18 protein-coding genes are annotated in these 17,783 nt (G+C 66.7%); 11 read left to right on the top strand and 7 right to left on the bottom strand.

Annotation, left to right across the window (positions count from 1 at the left end):
* The 6 genes from IE243_RS05890 to IE243_RS05865 all read left to right on the top strand — a co-directional run bounded on the left by IE243_RS05890 (position 1) and on the right by IE243_RS05865 (position 5,316).
* The gene (locus tag IE243_RS05890) at positions 1–807 is read left to right on the top strand and encodes an ABC transporter ATP-binding protein (protein ID WP_373301581.1); all 807 of its coding nucleotides are present in this window, start codon (positions 1–3) and stop codon (positions 805–807) included.
* The gene (locus tag IE243_RS05885; protein WP_191318413.1) at positions 800–1,504 is read left to right on the top strand and encodes an ABC transporter ATP-binding protein; all 705 of its coding nucleotides are present in this window, start codon (positions 800–802) and stop codon (positions 1,502–1,504) included. The genes IE243_RS05890 and IE243_RS05885 overlap by 8 nt, the downstream gene beginning before the upstream one ends.
* 11 nt (positions 1,505–1,515) lie before the next feature.
* The gene (locus tag IE243_RS05880) at positions 1,516–2,400 is read left to right on the top strand and encodes a branched-chain amino acid ABC transporter permease (protein WP_191318412.1); all 885 of its coding nucleotides are present in this window, start codon (positions 1,516–1,518) and stop codon (positions 2,398–2,400) included.
* Positions 2,401–2,481: 81 nt separating this feature from the next.
* On the top strand, positions 2,482–3,384 hold the full coding sequence (locus IE243_RS05875; protein WP_244642898.1) for a branched-chain amino acid ABC transporter permease: 903 nt from the start codon (positions 2,482–2,484) through the stop codon (positions 3,382–3,384).
* Between the two features lie 265 nt (positions 3,385–3,649).
* Positions 3,650–4,594: a ring-cleaving dioxygenase gene (locus tag IE243_RS05870; RefSeq protein ID WP_191318410.1), complete on the top strand. Its 945-nt coding sequence runs from the start codon at positions 3,650–3,652 to the stop codon at positions 4,592–4,594.
* Between the two features lie 62 nt (positions 4,595–4,656).
* The gene (locus IE243_RS05865; RefSeq protein WP_191318409.1) at positions 4,657–5,316 is read left to right on the top strand and encodes an alpha/beta hydrolase; all 660 of its coding nucleotides are present in this window, start codon (positions 4,657–4,659) and stop codon (positions 5,314–5,316) included.
* Between the two features lie 75 nt (positions 5,317–5,391).
* Here IE243_RS05865 and IE243_RS05860 read toward each other — a convergent pair whose 3' ends face one another.
* Positions 5,392–5,787, bottom strand: a complete 396-nt coding sequence (locus IE243_RS05860) for a DUF1636 family protein (RefSeq protein WP_191318408.1) — start codon at positions 5,785–5,787, stop codon at positions 5,392–5,394.
* 179 nt (positions 5,788–5,966) lie between these two features.
* Between IE243_RS05860 and IE243_RS05855 the strand changes: the two genes are divergently transcribed.
* The gene (locus IE243_RS05855; protein WP_191318407.1) at positions 5,967–7,145 is read left to right on the top strand and encodes an alpha-hydroxy-acid oxidizing protein; all 1,179 of its coding nucleotides are present in this window, start codon (positions 5,967–5,969) and stop codon (positions 7,143–7,145) included.
* Here the strand turns inward: IE243_RS05855 and IE243_RS05850 are convergent.
* Positions 7,127–7,825: a TetR/AcrR family transcriptional regulator gene (locus IE243_RS05850; RefSeq protein ID WP_191318406.1), complete on the bottom strand. Its 699-nt coding sequence runs from the start codon at positions 7,823–7,825 to the stop codon at positions 7,127–7,129. The two genes, IE243_RS05855 and IE243_RS05850, sit on opposite strands and share 19 nt — an antisense overlap.
* A 127-nt stretch (positions 7,826–7,952) precedes the next feature.
* Here IE243_RS05850 and IE243_RS05845 point away from each other — a divergent pair, with 127 nt between their 5' ends.
* Positions 7,953–8,690, top strand: a complete 738-nt coding sequence (locus IE243_RS05845) for an SDR family NAD(P)-dependent oxidoreductase (RefSeq protein ID WP_191318405.1) — start codon at positions 7,953–7,955, stop codon at positions 8,688–8,690.
* Between the two features lie 91 nt (positions 8,691–8,781).
* Entirely contained in the window at positions 8,782–9,816 is a 1,035-nt protein-coding gene (locus IE243_RS05840) for a phosphotransferase family protein (RefSeq protein WP_244642833.1), read from the top strand.
* Between the two features lie 241 nt (positions 9,817–10,057).
* Here the strand turns inward: IE243_RS05840 and IE243_RS05835 are convergent, their stop codons facing one another.
* The gene (locus IE243_RS05835; RefSeq protein WP_191318404.1) at positions 10,058–11,179 is read right to left on the bottom strand and encodes a CaiB/BaiF CoA transferase family protein; all 1,122 of its coding nucleotides are present in this window, start codon (positions 11,177–11,179) and stop codon (positions 10,058–10,060) included.
* A gap of 275 nt (positions 11,180–11,454) precedes the next feature.
* Here IE243_RS05835 and olsB point away from each other — a divergent pair, with 275 nt between their 5' ends.
* Entirely contained in the window at positions 11,455–12,432 is a 978-nt protein-coding gene (gene olsB / locus IE243_RS05830) for a l-ornithine N(alpha)-acyltransferase (protein ID WP_191318403.1), read from the top strand.
* Between the two features lie 151 nt (positions 12,433–12,583).
* Here olsB and IE243_RS05825 read toward each other — a convergent pair whose 3' ends face one another.
* The 3 genes from IE243_RS05825 to IE243_RS05815 all read right to left on the bottom strand — a co-directional run bounded on the left by IE243_RS05825 (position 12,584) and on the right by IE243_RS05815 (position 15,720).
* Positions 12,584–13,477 (bottom strand): NAD-dependent epimerase/dehydratase family protein, encoded by an 894-nt coding sequence (locus tag IE243_RS05825; RefSeq protein ID WP_191318402.1) that lies wholly within the window; start codon positions 13,475–13,477, stop codon positions 12,584–12,586.
* Positions 13,477–14,715 carry a tRNA epoxyqueuosine(34) reductase QueG gene (queG, locus tag IE243_RS05820; RefSeq protein ID WP_191318401.1) on the bottom strand — a complete coding sequence of 413 codons (1,239 nt, stop codon included), beginning with the start codon at positions 14,713–14,715 and terminating at the stop codon, positions 13,477–13,479. Before queG ends, IE243_RS05825 begins: the two co-directional genes overlap by 1 nt.
* A gap of 261 nt (positions 14,716–14,976) precedes the next feature.
* Complete coding sequence (locus IE243_RS05815; protein WP_191318400.1) at positions 14,977–15,720, bottom strand: glutathione S-transferase family protein; 744 nt, start codon at positions 15,718–15,720, stop codon at positions 14,977–14,979.
* Positions 15,721–16,190: 470 nt separating this feature from the next.
* Here IE243_RS05815 and IE243_RS05810 point away from each other — a divergent pair, with 470 nt between their 5' ends.
* Complete coding sequence (locus IE243_RS05810; RefSeq protein ID WP_191318399.1) at positions 16,191–16,994, top strand: undecaprenyl-diphosphate phosphatase; 804 nt, start codon at positions 16,191–16,193, stop codon at positions 16,992–16,994.
* A 24-nt stretch (positions 16,995–17,018) separates the two neighbouring features.
* Here IE243_RS05810 and nth read toward each other — a convergent pair whose 3' ends face one another.
* Positions 17,019–17,762 carry an endonuclease III gene (nth, locus tag IE243_RS05805; RefSeq protein ID WP_191318398.1) on the bottom strand — a complete coding sequence of 248 codons (744 nt, stop codon included), beginning with the start codon at positions 17,760–17,762 and terminating at the stop codon, positions 17,019–17,021.
* Between the last annotated feature and the right edge of the window lie 21 nt (positions 17,763–17,783).

Raw genomic sequence — 17,783 nt, 5'->3', positions numbered from 1 at the left:
ATGACCATGCCAACAAATCAAAATACTGGCGCCCCGGCCTCCGGCGGCGCCGCCGGAGGGAGCGTCGTCCTGTCCGCAAAGGGGCTGACCAAGGAGTTCAAGGGCTTCGTGGCGGTCAAGGACGTCGATCTGTCGGTGCGCGAAGGTTCGATCCACGCCCTGATCGGACCGAACGGCGCCGGCAAGACCACCTGCTTCAATCTGCTGACGAAGTTTCTGCAGCCGACGCGCGGCGTGATCACCTATCGCGGCCAGGACATCACCGGTCTGGCCCCGGCGGAGATCTCCCGTCTTGGCGTGGTGCGTTCGTTCCAGATTTCGGCGGTGTTTCCGAGCCTGTCAGTCCTGGAGAACGTGCGCATCGCCCTGCAGCGTCCCGGGCAGCTGGCGACGCAGTTCTGGAAGCCGGAAACCGCCCTTTCCGTGCTGAACGACCGCGCCGCCGCTCTGATCCGCTCGGTTGGACTCGACGCGTTCATCAATCATACGGCTGGCGAGCTGCCCTATGGCCGCAAGCGCGCCCTGGAGCTGGCCGCCACCCTGGCGCTGGAGCCGGACGTGATGCTGCTCGACGAGCCCATGGCCGGCATGGCCCATGAGGACATCGGCCACATCGCCGACCTGATCCGCCAGGCCGCCCAGGGCCGCACCGTCATCATGGTCGAGCACAACCTTCACGTGGTGGAGGACCTGTGCGACGCGGTGACCGTGCTGCAGCGCGGCGAAATCCTCGCCGAAGGCGATTACCAGACCGTCAGCCAGGACCCGCGCGTCCGCGAAGCATACATGGGGTCCGAACATGACTGAGCCATTGCTCGAGGTGAAAGGCCTCCAGGCCTGGTATGGCGAGAGCCATGTGCTGCATGGCGTCGATCTCCAGGTTCACAGGGGTGAGACGGTGACGCTGCTTGGCCGCAACGGCGCCGGCAAAACCACCACCCTCAAGTCGATCATGGGCGTGCTGCGCAAGCGCCAGGGTGAGATCCGCCTCAGTGGCAAGGATCTGATGAACCTGCCGCTGCATCACATCGCCTACGCCGGCCTCGGCTTCGTGCCGGAAGAGCGCGGCATCTTCTCCGGGCTGAGCGTCCACGAGAACCTGCTGCTGCCGCCGAAAGTCGCCGAGGGCGGCTTTACCCTGGACGAGATCTACCACCTGTTCCCCAATCTGGCGGAGCGGCGCAACAGCCAGGGCACCAAGCTTTCCGGCGGCGAGCAGCAGATGCTGGCCATCGCGCGCATCCTGCGCACCGGCGCCAACATCCTGCTGCTTGACGAGCCGACCGAAGGTCTCGCGCCGGTGATCGTGCAGCGCATCGGCGACGTCATCCGCGCCCTCAAGGCGAAGGGCATGACCATTCTCCTCGTTGAGCAGAACTTCCGTTTTGCCCGCAAGGTGGCTGACCGCTTCTACGTGATGGAAGACGGCCACATGATCGATACGTTCCGTGCGGACGAACTCGAGGGCCGGATGGACAGCCTCAACGAAACCCTCGGTCTGTAAGGCGCTCCCGCATGGTCACCGTCTTTGGAATCTCATTGCCGGCCCTCATGGGCCAGCTCCTCATCGGGCTGATCAACGGCTCGTTCTACGCCATGCTGAGCCTCGGCCTCGCGGTCATTTTCGGCATGCTGCGCGTCATCAACTTCGCGCACGGCGCGCAGTACATGCTGGGCGCATTTTTCGCCTGGTTCCTGCTGCGTTACGCCGGCATCGGCTTCTGGCCGGCGCTGGTGCTGGCGCCGCTTGGCGTCGCCCTCGTCGGCGTGGTCATCGAGAAGGTGCTGCTGTCGCGCATCTACAATCTCGATCACCTCTACGGACTGCTGCTCACCTTCGGCCTCGCCCTGGTGATCGAAGGGTTGTTCCGCCACTGGTATGGCACCTCGGGCCAGCCCTATTCGATCCCCTCGACCTTCCAGGGCGCGTTTAACCTCGGCTTCATGATCCTGCCGAAGTACCGCGCTTTCGTGATCGTCGCGTCGGTTGTCGTCTGTCTGGCGACCTGGCTGCTGATCGAGAAGACCAAGTTTGGCGCTTACCTGCGGGCCGCCACCGAGAACCCGACCCTGGTCCAGGCGTTCGGCGTCAACGTGCCCCGACTGCTGACCCTGACCTACGCCATCGGCGCCGGTCTCGCCGGTCTTGCCGGCGTGCTCGCCGCGCCTGTCTACCAGGTCAGCCCGCTGATGGGACAGAACATTGTCATCATCGTCTTCGCGGTGGTGGTGATCGGCGGCATGGGCTCGATCATGGGCGCTGTCATCACCGGTTACGTGCTGGGCCTCGTCGAAGGCCTGACCAAGGTCTTCTATCCGGAAGCTTCGAGCACGGTCATCTTCGTCATCATGGTGCTGGTGCTGCTCGTGCGCCCGGCCGGCCTGTTCGGGAAGGAATAAACCATGGCTACAAAAGCCGCTTCACCGAACGTCGCTGACGTGACCGCCGGTCACAAAACGTCGCCGCGCACCATCGCGCTGATGATCATCGGCCTCGCCCTGATCCTCGTCGCGCCGTTCCTGATCTACCCCGTCTTCGTCATGAAGGTGTTGTGCTTCGCCCTGTTCGCGGCGGCGTTCAACCTGCTCCTTGGCTACGTGGGTCTGCTCTCCTTCGGCCACGCCGCCTTCTTCGGCGGCGCCGCCTACATCACCGCTTACGCCATCAAGGCGTGGGGCTATCCGCCGGAGCTGGCGATCCTGCTTGGCACCGCCTTCGCGGCGCTGATGGGCCTGGTCTTCGGCTATGTGGCGATCAAGCGGCAGGGCATCTACTTCGCCATGATCACCATGGCGCTGGCGCAGATGTTCTTCTTCTTCTGCCTGCAGGCCCCGTTCACCGGCGGTGAAGACGGCATCCAGGGCGTGCCGCGCGGCAAGCTGTTCGGCTTCATCGACCTGTCGAACTCGCTGAACATGTATTACTTCGTGGCGGCGGTGTTCGTCATCGGCTTCCTGTTCATCTGGCGGGTGGTGCATTCGCCCTTCGGCTCGATCCTGAAGGCGATCCGCGAGAACGAGCAGCGCGCCATTTCGCTGGGCTACCGCGTCTCCCGTTACAAGCTGGGCGCCTTCGTGATCTCGGCGTCGCTGGCGGGTCTCGCCGGCTCGGTGAAGGCCATCGTCTTCCAGCTCGCCTCACTGACCGACGTGGGCTTCCAGATGTCCGGCGAGGTCGTGCTGATGACCCTGCTCGGCGGCATCGGCACCCTGATGGGCCCTGTGGTTGGCGCCGTGCTGGTCGTCAGCCTGGAGAACTACCTGGCGACCTCCTCGCTGCCGGTCCCGGTGGTTATCGGCTCCATCTTCGTGGTGTGCGTGCTGCTGTTCCGTCGCGGCATCGTCGGCGAGTTCAATGCCTGGATGGACCGCAAGCGCGGCTGAAAACTGCGGTCAATCTGACCTGAGACATGAAAGGCCCGGCGGCGACGTCGGGCCTTTTTCTGTCTCGCGCCCGCGCCCCGACAGGCGTGGGAGCCGTGTCCCTGCGCCAGACGCACACCTTCATTTGCATGCTCGCAAGATACATCTCCTTTTATCCGCGCTCACGCATGCGCATATGCCGGCCAGACGAAATGCGACCGGCGCGCCGGGTTCGCATGCAACGGACGCCCTGGCCATGTCCCGGGCGTTCGACAGGAGATGCGCCATGACCTTCAACGGCATTCACCATGTCACCGCGATTGCCGGCGCCGCCGCCCACAACCGCAGCTTCTATGTTGATGTTCTGGGGCTGCGGCTGGTGAAGCGGACGGTCAATTTCGATGACCCTGGAACCTGGCACCTGTATTTCGGCGACAACGCCGGAGCGCCCGGCTCGCTGATCACCTTTTTCCCCTGGCCCCACGCAACCAGGGGGCGGGCCGGCGTCGGCGATGTCCTGCGCACGACCTTTCGGGTTCCCGCCGGGTCGATCGGATTCTGGGCTCACCGCTTTGTCGAGAAGGGCGTGCGCCATGACGGCGTCGCCCGCAGGTTTGGCGACAGCGTCATCGATTTCGAAGATCCTGACGGCGCCCTGCTGTCGCTGGTCGCGATAGGCGACGCGCCAGCGTCCGCCGGCACGGCCGGCGCGACAGGCGGGGGCGTTCCGGAGGCGAACGCCATCACCGGGATCGACGGCGTGACGTTGTTGCTGCGTGAAGCCGGCCCCACGGCCGCCATCCTGACGTCGGTGTTCGGCTTCCAGGAAAGCGGCCGCGAGGGCGCCGTCACCCGGCTCGCTCTGGGCGACGGGGCAGGCCGTTCGGTGGTTGATCTGCACGTCGCCGGTAATTTTCCGGGCGGGCGCCTCGGGCGCGGCAGCGTCCATCACGTGGCGTTCCGGGCGGCCAGCGACGCCGAACAGGCGGAGCTGGCGGCCCGGCTGGTCCGGGATCACGGTCTCAGGCCGACGGAACAGCGTGACCGGCAGTATTTCCGCTCGATCTACTTCCGCGAGCCGGGCGGCGTGCTGTTCGAGATCGCCACGGACGATCCAGGCTTCGCCGTCGATGAACCGCTGGCGCATCTGGGCGAGCAGCTGAAGCTGCCGCCGCAGTACGAGGCGCACCGCGCGCAGATCGAAGCGACGCTGCCGTCGCTCGAAGACTGAGCGCTGCCAAAACAGGCTGTCGCCGCCACTCACGGGCGGCGACAGCGGAAGGGAGACAGGCCATGACTGGCGCCGCCAACACCGATTTTGTTTACCGCTTTGAACCTGGCCGTCATCAGGCCGGGCGGCCGCTGCTGCTGCTGCATGGCACGGGCGGCGACGAAAACGACCTTGTGCCGCTCGGCCGTATGCTGGCGCCGGATGCGCCGTTGCTGTCGGTGCGCGGCAAGGTGCTGGAAGGCGGCGCGCGCCGCTTCTTCCGTCGCTTCGCCGAAGGGTTGCTGGACGAGGACGATCTGCGCGTCCGGGCTGACGAGCTGGCGGATTTCATCGCGACGGCGCGCGACCGCCATGGCCTCGCGTCTCCGGTGGCGCTGGGCTTCTCCAACGGCGCCAATATTGCCGCCGCCATGTTGCTGCGCCGGCCAGGCGCGCTTGCCGGCGCGGCGCTGTTCCGCGCCATGGCGCCATTCACCGGGTCGGCCTTCGCGCCCGGCGAAGCCGCCACGCCTGCAGCGTCGCAAAGCGGCCCGGTGCGGGCGCTGGTCGTGTCCGGCGCCATGGACCCGATGGTCACGCCGGACAGCCGGCTACGGTTGCTGCGGGATTTGCAGGCCGCCGGCGTTGAGGTGCGGGCGGAAACCGTTCCTGCCGGTCACGGCCTCGTCAAGGCCGATCTCGATATCGCTGGCCCCTGGCTGGCGGAAGCGCTGAGGGCCTGATTTTGTCGCGTTGGCTTGAGGCGTTCCGCACGCTGATCGCGCGCGTTTTCAGCGGCAAAAGCGTCAGGAACGCTGTCAGGCGGGGGGGGGCGGCAGACGGGCCACGCCGCCGCGGCGGAACGCCATCGGCGTCTGCGCCCAGGGGATGATGCCGTCCGGCGTTCGGGCATAGATCAGGGCGGCGTCGACAATGGCGTCGACGTCGCCCGCCAGCGTCAGATCGCCGATGATCTGGTTCCATTTGCCTGGCGCCTGCAAAGCGATGGTGCAGGGGCGGTTGCAGACGGCGAAGCACTGGACGCCGCGCACGACAATCCCGCTGTCAGCCAGGCGCTGCTCCAGCGCCGCAAGCAGCGGCCGGCCTGGTTCGACATAGCCGGGGGCCGCATTGACGCGCTGCCTGCAGGTCACGCAGACGGACAGGGTCGTCGCAGGCGGAGCGGCGGCCGGGAAGGGGGCGAGGTCGGTCATGCCTCCGCCATAGAGCATTTTCCCGCAAAACCGAACGTCGCATTGTCCTGAAAGGCCCCACGCCGGGAAACCCCGCGCGCGTTCCGCATTCCCCCGCCGTCATCGTGCGCGCAAGTCGCTTGAGCGGCGACGGCTGGCGCCTATCATGGCGGGCAACGACAGAACGACAGGGATGGAAAATGCCTCACTTCGGCGACTTTCAGAACGAGATCTACTTTGGCGGCCTGCATGGGCACATGCCGAAATTCCCCATGTGCTACCGCGACCTGGAGGCGCGCGCCGCACAAGCCATGTCGCCGGGCGTGCTGTCCTATGTCGCTGGCGGTTGCGGCGATGAACGCACCCAGGACCTGAACGCCGAAGCCTTCAACCATTGGGGCGTCATTCCGCGCATGTTCGTCGGCGCGGTGAAGCGCGACCTCTCCGTCAATCTGTTCGGCATGCAACTGCCGTCGCCGCTGTTCCTGGCGCCGGTCGGCGTCATCGGCATCTGCGATCAGGATGGCCATGGCGACATCGCCACGGCGAAAGCCGCCGCGCAGAGCAAGGTGACGATGGTCAGCTCGACGCTGATGCAGGATCCCATGGAGCGCGTGGCGCAGGAATTTGGCGACACGCCCAACTTTTTCCAGCTGTATACGCCCACCAATCGCGATCTGGCCGCCAGCCTTGTTTCCCGGGCCGAGGCGGCGGGCTACAAGGCGATCGTCGTCACCCTCGACACCTGGGTCACCGGCTGGCGGCCGCGCGATCTCACCACGTCGAACTTCCCGCAACTGCGCGGCCTGTGCCTGGCCAATTATTTCTCCGATCCGGTGTTCCGCAAGCTGCTGGACAAGCCGGTGGAGGAGGACCCGGTCGCCGCCGTGCAGATGTTTGGCCGCGTCTTCGGCAACCCGCTGACGTGGGAGGACTTGCCGTGGCTGCGCTCACTGACGAAGCTGCCGCTGATCTTCAAGGGCATCTGCCATCCCGATGACGCCCGCCGCGCCATCGATGGCGGCGCCGATGGCATTTACTGCTCCAACCACGGCGGACGTCAGGCCAACGGCGGCATCGCCGCCATCGACATGCTGCCGGCGGTGGTGAAGGCCTCGGGCAACACGCCGGTGCTGTTCGATTCCGGCGTGCGCAGCGGTTCCGACGTGGCCAAGGCGCTGGCGCTCGGCGCGGCGGCCGTCGGCATTGGCCGGCCATATACCTATGGCCTGGCCATCGGCGGCGCGGCCGGGGTTTCTCATGTCATCCGCTGCATCCTGGCCGAAGCCGATCTGTTGATGGCGGTGAATGGTTTCCCCACCATCGCCGACCTGCGCGGCGCGGCGATCGCGGCGCCGCCTTATGGGCGGATCGGCTGAGACCCGGCCGCATCGGCGACCACCGGTTCCGGCGCGGTCAGAATGGCGAGGCAGGCCATGACCACGTCGGCGACGGCGTGGGGATCGCGCCACATATGTTGCGGCGGCGGCGTCCCGGCCAGCGCCGTCTCGCGCAGCGACAGCATGGCGCCGAGCGACGCCTCGATGAACACCAGCCGGCGGTTGCGCAGCCGCTCGTCCATGCCCGGCGTCAGCCGCCGCAGCAGGTCGAGGCAGCGCAGATAGCCGGAGTTGAGATCGCCGGCCAGCGACGCCATGAACAGCCGCCGGTGCGTCAGCGACAGCAGGGTGATGAAGCGCATGTAGCTGTCGACGCTGTCGTCCGTATCGCCCGGGGCGAACGACGGCAGCACCAGCGCCTGCATCGCTTCATGCAGGGTCAGCCCGTCCGGCCTGTGTTCCAGCGCGTCCAGCATGGCGTTGCGCGCTTCGTTGATGACGCGCGCGCCTTCCGCCACCAGTTCGCGCACCAGTTCTTCCTTCGAGCCGAAATAATAGGTGAGGGAGCCGTGGTTCTTCTGCCCCGAGGCGGCGACGATCTCGCGCACGGTCACGCCGTCGACGCCGCGCCGCGCGAACAGGTCGCGCGCCGACCGTTTGATCGCTTCGCGGGCGCCTTCCCGCGCCGCCTCGGACGCCTGGTCCTGCTTTACCGCCATCTTGACGACTGCCCCTGCTCGCGTTTAGGTCATCTGGATAAACCATTTGACGCCGTCTGTCGTTGCGTCAAAAGTCACATACAACAGGGACAGGGCCCTAGGGGCTGTCGCCAACGGGAGTTGACGCGTGAACGGATTCGATTTTTCGGGGCGCAACGTACTGGTTGTGGGCGGCTCCAGCGGCATCGGCAATGGCATCGCCCAGCAGTTCCGGGCGCATGGCGCCAATGTGCATGTGTGGGGCACCCGCGCCGCCGCCGCTGATTACACCAGGGAAGACGGCTCCGACCTCGACGGCCTTGGCTATACAAAGGTCGATGTCTCGGACCAGGCCGCCGTCGACGCGGCGCCGGCGCCCTTCCCCAGCCTGGACGTGCTGGTGCTCTGCCAGGGCATCGTCGCCTACAAGCGCGCCGAGTTCGAGCGTGACGGCTGGGACCGCGTCATGAACGTCAACGTCAACAGCGTCATGGATTGCGCCCGCAGGTTTCGCCAGACCCTGGCCGAAAACGCCGGCAGCCTGATTATCGTCAGCTCGGTTTCCGGCCAGCGCGCCAATATCGGCAATCCGGCCTACGCGGCGTCCAAGGCGGGGGCCATCAGCCTCACCAAGACGCTCGGCGCCGCCTGGGCGCCGGAGGGCATTCGCGTCAACGGCATCGCCCCTGGCCTGGTCGACACCAAATTGACCCATGTCACCACGCGCAATCCGAAGCGTCTGGAAGCGTCGCTGGCCAAAATCCCCGCCGGCCGCATGGGCCAGCCGGAGGATATGGCGGGCGCCGCCCTGTTCCTGGCCTCGCCTTATGCGTCCTATGTTTGTGGTCAGACGCTCACCGTTGATGGCGGCCTGACGCTTTATTGAGCCGGCTTGTATTTAAGGCAGAGGGATGCGGCCCACGCCCGCGCGGCGTCCGCATCCGGCCGGACAACCGGCGCGCACGGGAGGATGAAACGTGGAACACGGCGTTGATCTGGCGGCGCTCGCCGGATGGATGGACAGCCAGGGTCTTGGCTCCGGCCCCCTGACGGACGTGACCAGCCTGAGCGGCGGCACACAGAACATTCTGTTGCGCTTCAATCGCGACGGCAGGGCGTATGTGCTGCGCCGGCCACCGGTGCACCTGCGCGGCAATTCCAACAAGACCATGCAGCGCGAGGCGCGCATGCTGGCGGCCATCGCCGACAGCGACGTGCCGCATCCGCGCTTCATCGCCGCCTGCGCCGACGACAGCGTGCTGGGGGCGTTTTTCTACCTGATGCAGCCGATCGAGGGGTTTAACGCCACCACCGGCCTGCCGCCCTACCACGCCGGCTCTGAGGCCGTGCGCCGCCGCATGGGCTTCTCCATGGTCGAAGCCGTGGCCAAACTTGGCGCGCTCGACTACCGCGCCCTTGGCCTGGAGGATTTCGGCAAGGTCGACAATTATCTGGAGCGCCAGGTCGATCGCTGGCGCTCGCAGCTGGAAAGCTACCGCGAATACGCCGGCTGGCCGGGGCCGGAGTGCCTGCCGGGCGTTGACCGCGTGGCCGCGTGGCTCGCCGCCAACGTGCCGCCGGTTTTCGAGCCAGGCATCATCCATGGCGACTATCACCTCGCCAATGTCATGTTCCGCAACGACAGCCCGGAAATGGCGGCGATTGTCGACTGGGAACTGACCACCATCGGCGACCCGCTGCTCGACCTCGGCTGGATGATGGCCACCTGGTCCGAAACCGAAACGCCGCGCCCGGACGATATCGCCGTGCAGCCATGGACGGGCTTCCCGACCATTCCAGAACTCGTCGAGCACTACGGCAAGCATTCGCGCCGCGATCTCACGCACATCAAATGGTACGGCGTGCTCGCCTGCTACAAGCTGGCGCTGATTATTGAAGGCACCCACGCCCGCGCCTGCGCCGGCAAGGCCCCGAAGGAAACCGGCGACAAACTGCACGCTCACGCCGTCAGCCTGCTCGCCCGGGCCCTGCGCTGGATCGACGGGGAATAAGCGTTTGGCGCCATGGCGGGATGCATCCTCCCATGGCGCGCGCTCTGCCCCGTTCATCCCCGCCACGTCATGCCGCGTGTGGCGCGGACATTCATGTCTGCGCGCCCAAATTCCATGCAGACAGTGCAAACGCTGTTTCCAGGGAGCGCCGGAACAGGTCCGGCCATGACGCAACCGGCTGGCAAAGCGGAACGCCAATACGCCTGCGGGGCGGCGCCGGTTGAAGCGCTTCCTGAATGCTTTAACCCGCGAACTCCGCCCGCAGCGCCGGACCCTGTTCGTCGACCTCCGGCACCCGGGCCCCGACGGGCGAGGCGCCGTCGTGCAGCGCGCCGGGGCCAAGCAGCGTCACGCGGCCTTTCGACGTCTCCACGTCCACGAAGCGCGCCTGGGCGTGGCTGGCCAGATCGTCGAGGCCATTGATGCGGCCCCAAGCGATGCGCGCCGCCTCCAGCCGTTCCGAAACCTCCTCGCGGGGCAGCTTACCGAACACGGCGTTGATCGCCGCGTCCAGCGCCGGACGGTTGTGTACGCGGGCGGTGTTGTCCGCAAAGCGCGGATCGTCGGCGAGTTCCGGCTGGCCGAGCACGTCGTCGCACAGCTTGCGCCATTCCCGCTCGTTCTGGATGGAGAACAGGATCTCCTTGCCGCCAGCGCAGGCGTAAGCGCCATAGGGCGCGATGGTGGGGTGGTTGAGTCCCATGCGCGTTGGCGCCGCGCCGCCCATGACGAATTGCAGATAGGGCACGTTCATCCAGTCGGCGAGCGCGTGGAACAGCGAGACGGCGATGTGCCGGCCCTTGCCGGTGCGGGCGCGGCCGATCAGCGCCTGCAGGATCGCCTGATGCGCGGTCATGCCGGCGGCGATGTCGCAGACCGAAACGCCGACGCGGCCGGAGCCTTCCGGCGTGCCGGTGATGGCGGCAAGCCCGGTTTCGCCCTGCACCAGCAGATCGTATGCCTTGAGGTCCTTCAGCGGGCCCTCTTCGCCATAACCAGAAATGGAGCAGGTGATGAGACGCGGATTGGCGGCCCGCAGCTCCGCCATGTCGAGGCCAAGGCTGGCCAGCACGCCCGGCGCGGCGTTCTGGATGAAGACGTCAGCCCGCAGCGCCATCCGGCGGATCAGGGCGATGTCGCCCGGGTCGCGCAAATCGACGGCGATCGATTCCTTGCCCCGGTTCAGCCAGACGAAATAGCTGCTCTGGCCGTTGACGTGCCGGTCATAGCGGCGGGCGAAATCGCCCTCGCGCCGCTCGATCTTGAGGACGCGCGCGCCCGCGTCGGCAAGCCGCGAAGAGGCGTAAGGCGCGGCGACCGCCTGCTCGATCGACACCACCAGCAGCCCGTCCAGATCGCCCATTGCCGCGCCTTTCCTGTCATTGCCGGCGGCCGCGCCGGCGCGTCGCCGTATCTGGGCATCTGGCACGCCGGGGCGGCTGCGTCAAAGGCCGCCGCCACTGTGACATCCAGGGCACGCGTGACGCACCTGTCGCAAATGGCCGGAGCCCTTGTGTGCAAAGGCTCATGATTGTCACATTCCGGCTCAGGGAATATGATTATAAGCGCATCGCCTGCAGCGCGCGCATGGGCGCGCGGCTGGGTGGGGCACCTGATGCGATCAAGAGGCGCGTCTGCATGAGCAACGACTGGCGCGAAGGCCGGCCCGCCGGGGGCAATCCGCTTCTCAACCGTTTTGCACCGATGGCGGCGGCGGCCATGCTGTATCCGGCGCGGCGCGCGGGCAATGGCGCGTTGAGGCTGATTCCCGGCCACGTTCCGCTGCCCGATTTCGTCGCCGACCTTGGCGATATTTCGCCGGTGCTGGGACGCATCGGCCCGCTGGAAGTGCGGCTCGCCACGACGCGCAAGCAGATCAAGCAGGCGCAGCGCCTGCGATACCGGGTCTTTTACGAGGAAATGTCGGCGGTCCCCAACCCCGCCGCCCGCCTGGCCCGGCGCGACATGGATGGCTTCGACGCCATTTGTGATCATCTGCTGGTGATCGACAACAGCGGCGCCGGCGGGGTGGAGAAGCGCAAGCCGAAGGTGGTCGGCACCTACCGCCTGCTGCGTCAGGAGGTGGCGGAGCGCCACTCCGGTTTCTACACCGCCAGTGAATTCGATATCGCGCCGCTGTTGGCCCGCCACCGCGGCAAGCGTTTCCTGGAGCTGGGCCGCTCGTGCGTGCTGAAGGAATATCGCACCAAGCGTACGGTGGAGCTGCTGTGGCAGGGCATCTGGAATTATGTGCAGCACCACCGCATCGACGCCATGTTCGGCTGCGCCAGCCTTGAAGGCGTCGATCCGGAAAAGCTGGCCCTGCCGCTGAGCTTCCTGCACCATTTCGCCGCGCCGCCGGAGGACTGGGCCGTGCAGGCGCTGCCGTCCTGCCGCGTCGACATGAACCGCATGGCCAAAGAGGCGGTGGATCCGAAAAAGGCGCTGCACGCGCTGCCGCCGCTGATCAAGGGCTATCTGCGCCTCGGCGCCTCATTCGGCGGGGAAGCCGTGGTCGACCGCCAGTTCGGCACCACTGACGTGCTCGTGCTGTTGCCGGTTTCCTTTATCAGCAAGCGCTACGTCAATCATTTCGCCGCGGGCGGCGAGGCCTGACGGTCTGCAGCCATCATTCGCATCACGCGATGCAGGGCGGCGGCGCAAATGTCGGCGGCGCTTTGCGGGCGGATACACGACCCATGGCGCGACCGTGCGATGCCATGGATCAGCATCCCGCCGGGTCCGGCGCCTCGCTCCAGGGCGCGGTTCAGCGCCCTTCGCCGGCGGCGGCCAGCGCCGCCAGACCCTCGCGATAACTCGGATAGGCCAGCGTCACGCCCAGCTCCTCGCGCATGCGGCGGTTGGAAACGCGCTTGTTCTCGCCCCAGAAGCTGCGCGCCATGGGCGTCAACTCGGCCTCCTCGAACGGAATGGCCGGCGGCGGCGCGACGCCCAGCAGTCCGGCGGCGTATTCGATCGGCAATTGCGGCGCGCAGGGTTCGCTGTCGGTGATGTTCCAGACGCGCTGTTCGGTCTGCGGCCGGCGGAAGGCGGCGTCGATCGCCGCGGCGATGTCGTCCACGTGGATGCGATTGAACACCTGGCCGGCGCGAATCAGCCGGTGCGCCACGCCTTCGCGGATCTTCACCAACTGGTTGCGGCCCGGCCCGTAAATGCCGGACAGGCGCAATACATGCACGGACTTGCCGGCGGCGCGCCCCAGTTCCAGCCATTGCTGCTCGACGGCGACGCGCTCGCGGTTGCGGGCGCTGCCGGGCCGGAGTTCGGCGTCTTCCCCGATCACCGCGCCCTGATGGTCGCCGTAAACGCCGATGGTGGAGAGATAAACGATGTGCGTCAGCCCGGCGGCGCCGGCGATGACTCCGCTGAAGTGACGCAGGGCCGGATCTCCGGCCTGGTCCGGCGGCGCCGAAACCAGCAGATGGCTGGCGCGACCGAGCGCGGCGGCAATCGCCGGATCAGGCGTGGTTGTCGCGGCGCCGTCAAAGGCGTGCATGACAACGCCGCTGGCCGCCGTCGCGTCTGTGGTGTTGTCAGGCGCCTGCCGGCGGGTGGCGGCGATGCGCTGGTAGCCGGCGCCGTAACGGCGGACATAGCCCTGCGCCGAGAACCCCAACCCAAACACAAACAGCTCTGACATTACGTCTGCTCCGGTTCCGATATCCGCGCCGGGAGGTCTGCCACAGCCTCCCATTCGGCCAGGACGTCCTGCTCGGTTTCGGCGGCGTGCTGGCGCCGCAATTTGCCAAGACTGCCCGCATCCAGCAACTGGCCGAGGGCCCAGACGGCGGCGCCGCGCACCAGCGCTGATGGATCATCAAGCAACCGCGCCGCCGGCTCCGCCAGCCTGGCGTCGCCAGAGTTTCCCGTGGCGATCAGCACATTGCGCAAAAACCGGTCGCGTCCCGTACGTTTCACCGGCGTCCCGGCGAAACGGCTTCTGAACGTCGCGTCATCGAGCGCCAGCAGTTCAGCCAGCGCCGGCCGGTCATTCTCCTGCCGCGCCGCCAGCTTCGCGTCACGGCCGGCCCGGGCGAACTTGTTCCACGGGCAGACGGCGAGGCAGTCGTCGCAACCGAAAATCCGGTTGCCGATCGCCTTGCGGAAGGCATGGGGCACCGGTCCGGCGTGCTCGATGGTCAGATAGGAGATGCAACGACGTGAATCGAGTTGATACGGCGCCGGGAACGCATCGGTCGGGCAGACGTCGAGGCAGGCGCGGCACGAGCCGCAACTCGGCCTGCCGGGCGGGTCGGGCGGCAATTCGGCGGTGGTGAGAATGACGCCAAGAAACAGCCAGTTGCCCAGGCTCCGCGACACCAGCACGCTGTGCTTGCCCTGCCAGCCAACGCCAGCCAGGGCGGCCAGCGGCTTCTCCATCAGCGGCGCCGTATCAACGAATACCTTGACGTCGGCGCCGGCGCGCGAGGCGAGAAAACCGGCGACCTGCTTCAGCCGCCCCTTGATGATCTCATGATAGTCGCGCCCCTGGGCGTAAACGGAAATCAGACCGCGGTCCCGGTCCGCCAGGCCATCAAGGGGATTGTGTTCCGGGCCGTAATTGAGGCCGAGCACCAAAGCGGAGCGCGCTTCCGGCCACATCGCCTGCGGGCTGATGCGCCGTTCGGCGCCCGCGCGCATCCAGTCCATCTCGCCGTGATAGCCGGCGGCGAGCCAGGCCATCAGTCGCGCGCCGGTTTCGGGCAGGGCGGCGGCCGGCGCAACGCCGGCCACGTCGAACCCTTCAGCCAGGGCGCGCGCCACCACGGCCTCGCGCAGCGCCGCGCCGCTCAATACAGCCGCTGGCGTGTTTCCGGCCGTCGCCTTGTGACTGGCGGGCGCCTGCTGGCGCGCCTCGGGCCGGGAAGCGTCATGCATTGTCATTCCGTCGCCGGCTTCGGGTCCTGGGGCGCCGCCGCGCCAGCCCTTCCGCAAACTGAAGCAAAGCGGATCGCGCGGAAGCCGGATTCTGGCTCATGTCGTTGATTCGATGCATCTTCTCTTGGCAACGGACAGCCGCCTGGCGCGTTTCCAGCGACGTCGCCATGAACCGGCTCAAAGGACAGGAAAAAAGCTCTGTCCTTTTGATTCGGCGCGCTTTCTTCAGGAAAAGTGGAGCCCACGTTTTCCGAAAATACCCTAGACGTTCAGCCGCGTATAACTCGCCGCCGGAGCCATGCCGGGCACCAGATCCTGCAGCAGGGTGCGGAACGATGGCCGCGACTTGATGCGACCATACCACGCCGCCGCCGCCTCGTCCTCGCCCCACGGCACGTCGCCGAGGTAGTCGACGCAGGACAGGTGCGCCGCCGCCGCCAGATCGGCGCTGGTGAGACGCCCGCCGGCGAGAAACGGCGCGTCGCGCAGCAGAAAGCCGATGTAGCGCAGATGATAGCGTACATTGGCGCGGGCCGCGCGCACGCCGTTCATATCCGGTGGGCCGCCGCCCAGTTCCGTCGCCATGAAGCGCTTGTAGATCTTCTCGGTGCACAGGTAGGTGGTGACTTCCGCGAAGAATTTTTCGTTGAACCAGGCGGTGAGGCGGCGGGCTTCTGCGCGCGCTGCAATGCCGCCAGGCAACAGACGCCGGTCAGGGTGACGGGCGCCCAGCAACTCGTCGACATATTCGTTGATGACGGCGGCGCCAGAGAGCACCAGCGGCGCGGCGTCGGCCGGGGCGTCGCCCTCCGCGTCGCTGTCCGGATGCAGCGCGCCGTCTGCTTCCAGCACCGGCGCGTCGCCGGCCGGATTGAGCATCAGGAACTCCTGACGCCGCTCCCACGGCCGCACTTCGACCAGTTCCGGCTCAAGATCGAACTCGCCCAGCACCAGGCGGACAAAGCGGGAGTGCGGACAGAAGGCGTGATGGTGCAGGGTGGCCATCAGGGGCAGATCCACTCAGGCGTCAGGCGGCGGCCAGACCAGGATTTATCGGGAAAGGCTCCCGTATAGTCAGGGGCGCATCCGGCGACAATCATTGTCTTTTGCGCCGCGCCGGCAGTTCCTGTGATGAGTGGGGGCATTAACCGTCCATTTAGTGATGCGGAGATACCTGCTTGAGCCTTTCGGCGTCGAAAGGCCAGCCGTCGCTGTCAACGCCTGCCGACGTTTTGACGCCATGATTCGACCTGTATCACTGCGGAATGTGGCGACGATCCGGCGCAAGCTGCGCAATTGGCGCCGCCGCCGGGGGCCGCCTCACGCAGCGCCGTTGCGCTGACGGCGCGCAAGACGCGTGAAACCAAAGGCGCAGGACGAAATCCGCCTCCGGCGGAGCATGGGTCTGCATCACGAGCAATTGTTGATCGCTGGATGGAAATCGTGGCGACGACAGGCAGTCTGGAGCAACAGGAATGGGCATCATTGAGGCGTTCCAGGCTGCGGTCCTGGGTCTGGTGGAAGGGCTGACCGAATTTTTGCCGGTGTCGTCGACCGGCCATCTGCTGTTGCTGGGCCACTTCCTCGGTTTCAGGTCGACCGGCCAGAGCTTCGAGGTGCTGGTGCAGCTTGGCGCCATCCTCGCCATCGTCTCCGTCTACTTCGGTCGCATCATTTTCCTGCTCCGCACCCTGCGCACGCGGCCGGAGACACAGCGTTTCGTCATTGGCGTGCTGGTCGGTTTCCTGCCGGCGGCGATCCTGGGCGCGCTGCTGCATGGCTTTATCAAGGGCGTGCTGTTCAATCCGTGGATTGTCTGCGTGGCGCTGATCGTTGGCGGCCTGGTGCTGCTGGTGGTGGACGGGCTGAAGCTGGAGCCGCGCTACGACGACGCCGAAACGTTCCCCCTGCGCACCTATCTGGCCATCGGCTGCGCCCAGTGTCTCGCCATGATCCCCGGCGTGTCGCGCTCGGGCGCCACCATCGTCAGCGCCATGTTTCTGGGCGCGACCAAGCGGGCGGCGGCGGAGTTTTCCTTCTGGCTGGCCATGCCGACCATGGCCGGCGCCTTCGCCTGGGACCTGCTGAAGAACTACAAGCAGCTAACCTTCAATGACGGCGGCCTCATCGTCATCGGCTTTACCATGGCCTTCATCTCCGGCCTGTTCGTCGTGCGCAGCCTGCTCGGCTACGTGTCGCGCCACGGCTTCGCCCTGTTCGGCTGGTGGCGGCTGGTTGTCGGCGCCGCGGGTCTCGCCGGTCTGATCGTGTTCGGCTGAGCCGGCAAAGGGGGGCGTTCCGGCTCACCCCGGCGTGCTTTTGGGTTCATACCGGCAGATATCGGCGATCAGGCAGCGCCAGCATTCGGGCTTGCGCGCCTTGCAGACATAGCGGCCGTGCAGGATCAGCCAGTGGTGGGCGTGCAGCAGGTATTGCTCCGGAATTACGCGCAGCAGGCCCTGCTCCACCTCCAGCGGCGTGCGGCCCGGCGCCAGCGGAATCCGGTTCGAGATCCGGAACAGATGCGTGTCGACGGCGATGGTGGCGTGGCCGAAGAAAATGTTCAGCACCACATTGGCGGTCTTGCGTCCCACGCCCGGCAGGGCTTCCAGCGCCTCGCGATCCACCGGGACCTCGCCGCCATGACGGTCGATCAGCAGTTGCGAGAGGGCGATGACATTGCGCGCCTTGGCGCGGAACAGGCCGATGGTCTTGATGTGATCGCGCACCGCGTCCTCGCCGAGCGCCAGCATCTTCTGCGGCGTGTCGGCCACGGCGAACAGGCCGCGCGTCGCCCGGTTGACGCCGACGTCCGTCGCCTGGGCCGACAGCACCACCGCCACCAGCAGCGTGTAGGCGTTGACATATTCCAGCTCGCCCTGCGGCTCCGGGTCCGCCTTGTGGAAGCGGGCGAAAATCTCGGCGACGTCCTCTGGCGGCAGCAGTTGCGGCTGGGCCGGCCCCGGGGCCGCCTTGCCCGCGCCCTTGCTGGCCGGCTTTTTCGCTGACGATGTTTTTGCGGAAGAAGCGGATTTGCGGATGGTCATGAGGGGGTTATGGTGAAAGCC

The organism is Camelimonas fluminis (assembly GCF_014656355.1).
In the GTDB taxonomy this organism is placed as follows: domain Bacteria; phylum Pseudomonadota; class Alphaproteobacteria; order Rhizobiales; family Beijerinckiaceae; genus Camelimonas; species Camelimonas fluminis.
The sequence above is the reverse complement of the archived record's forward strand: the minus strand, read 5'-3'. Positions and strand labels throughout refer to the sequence as shown.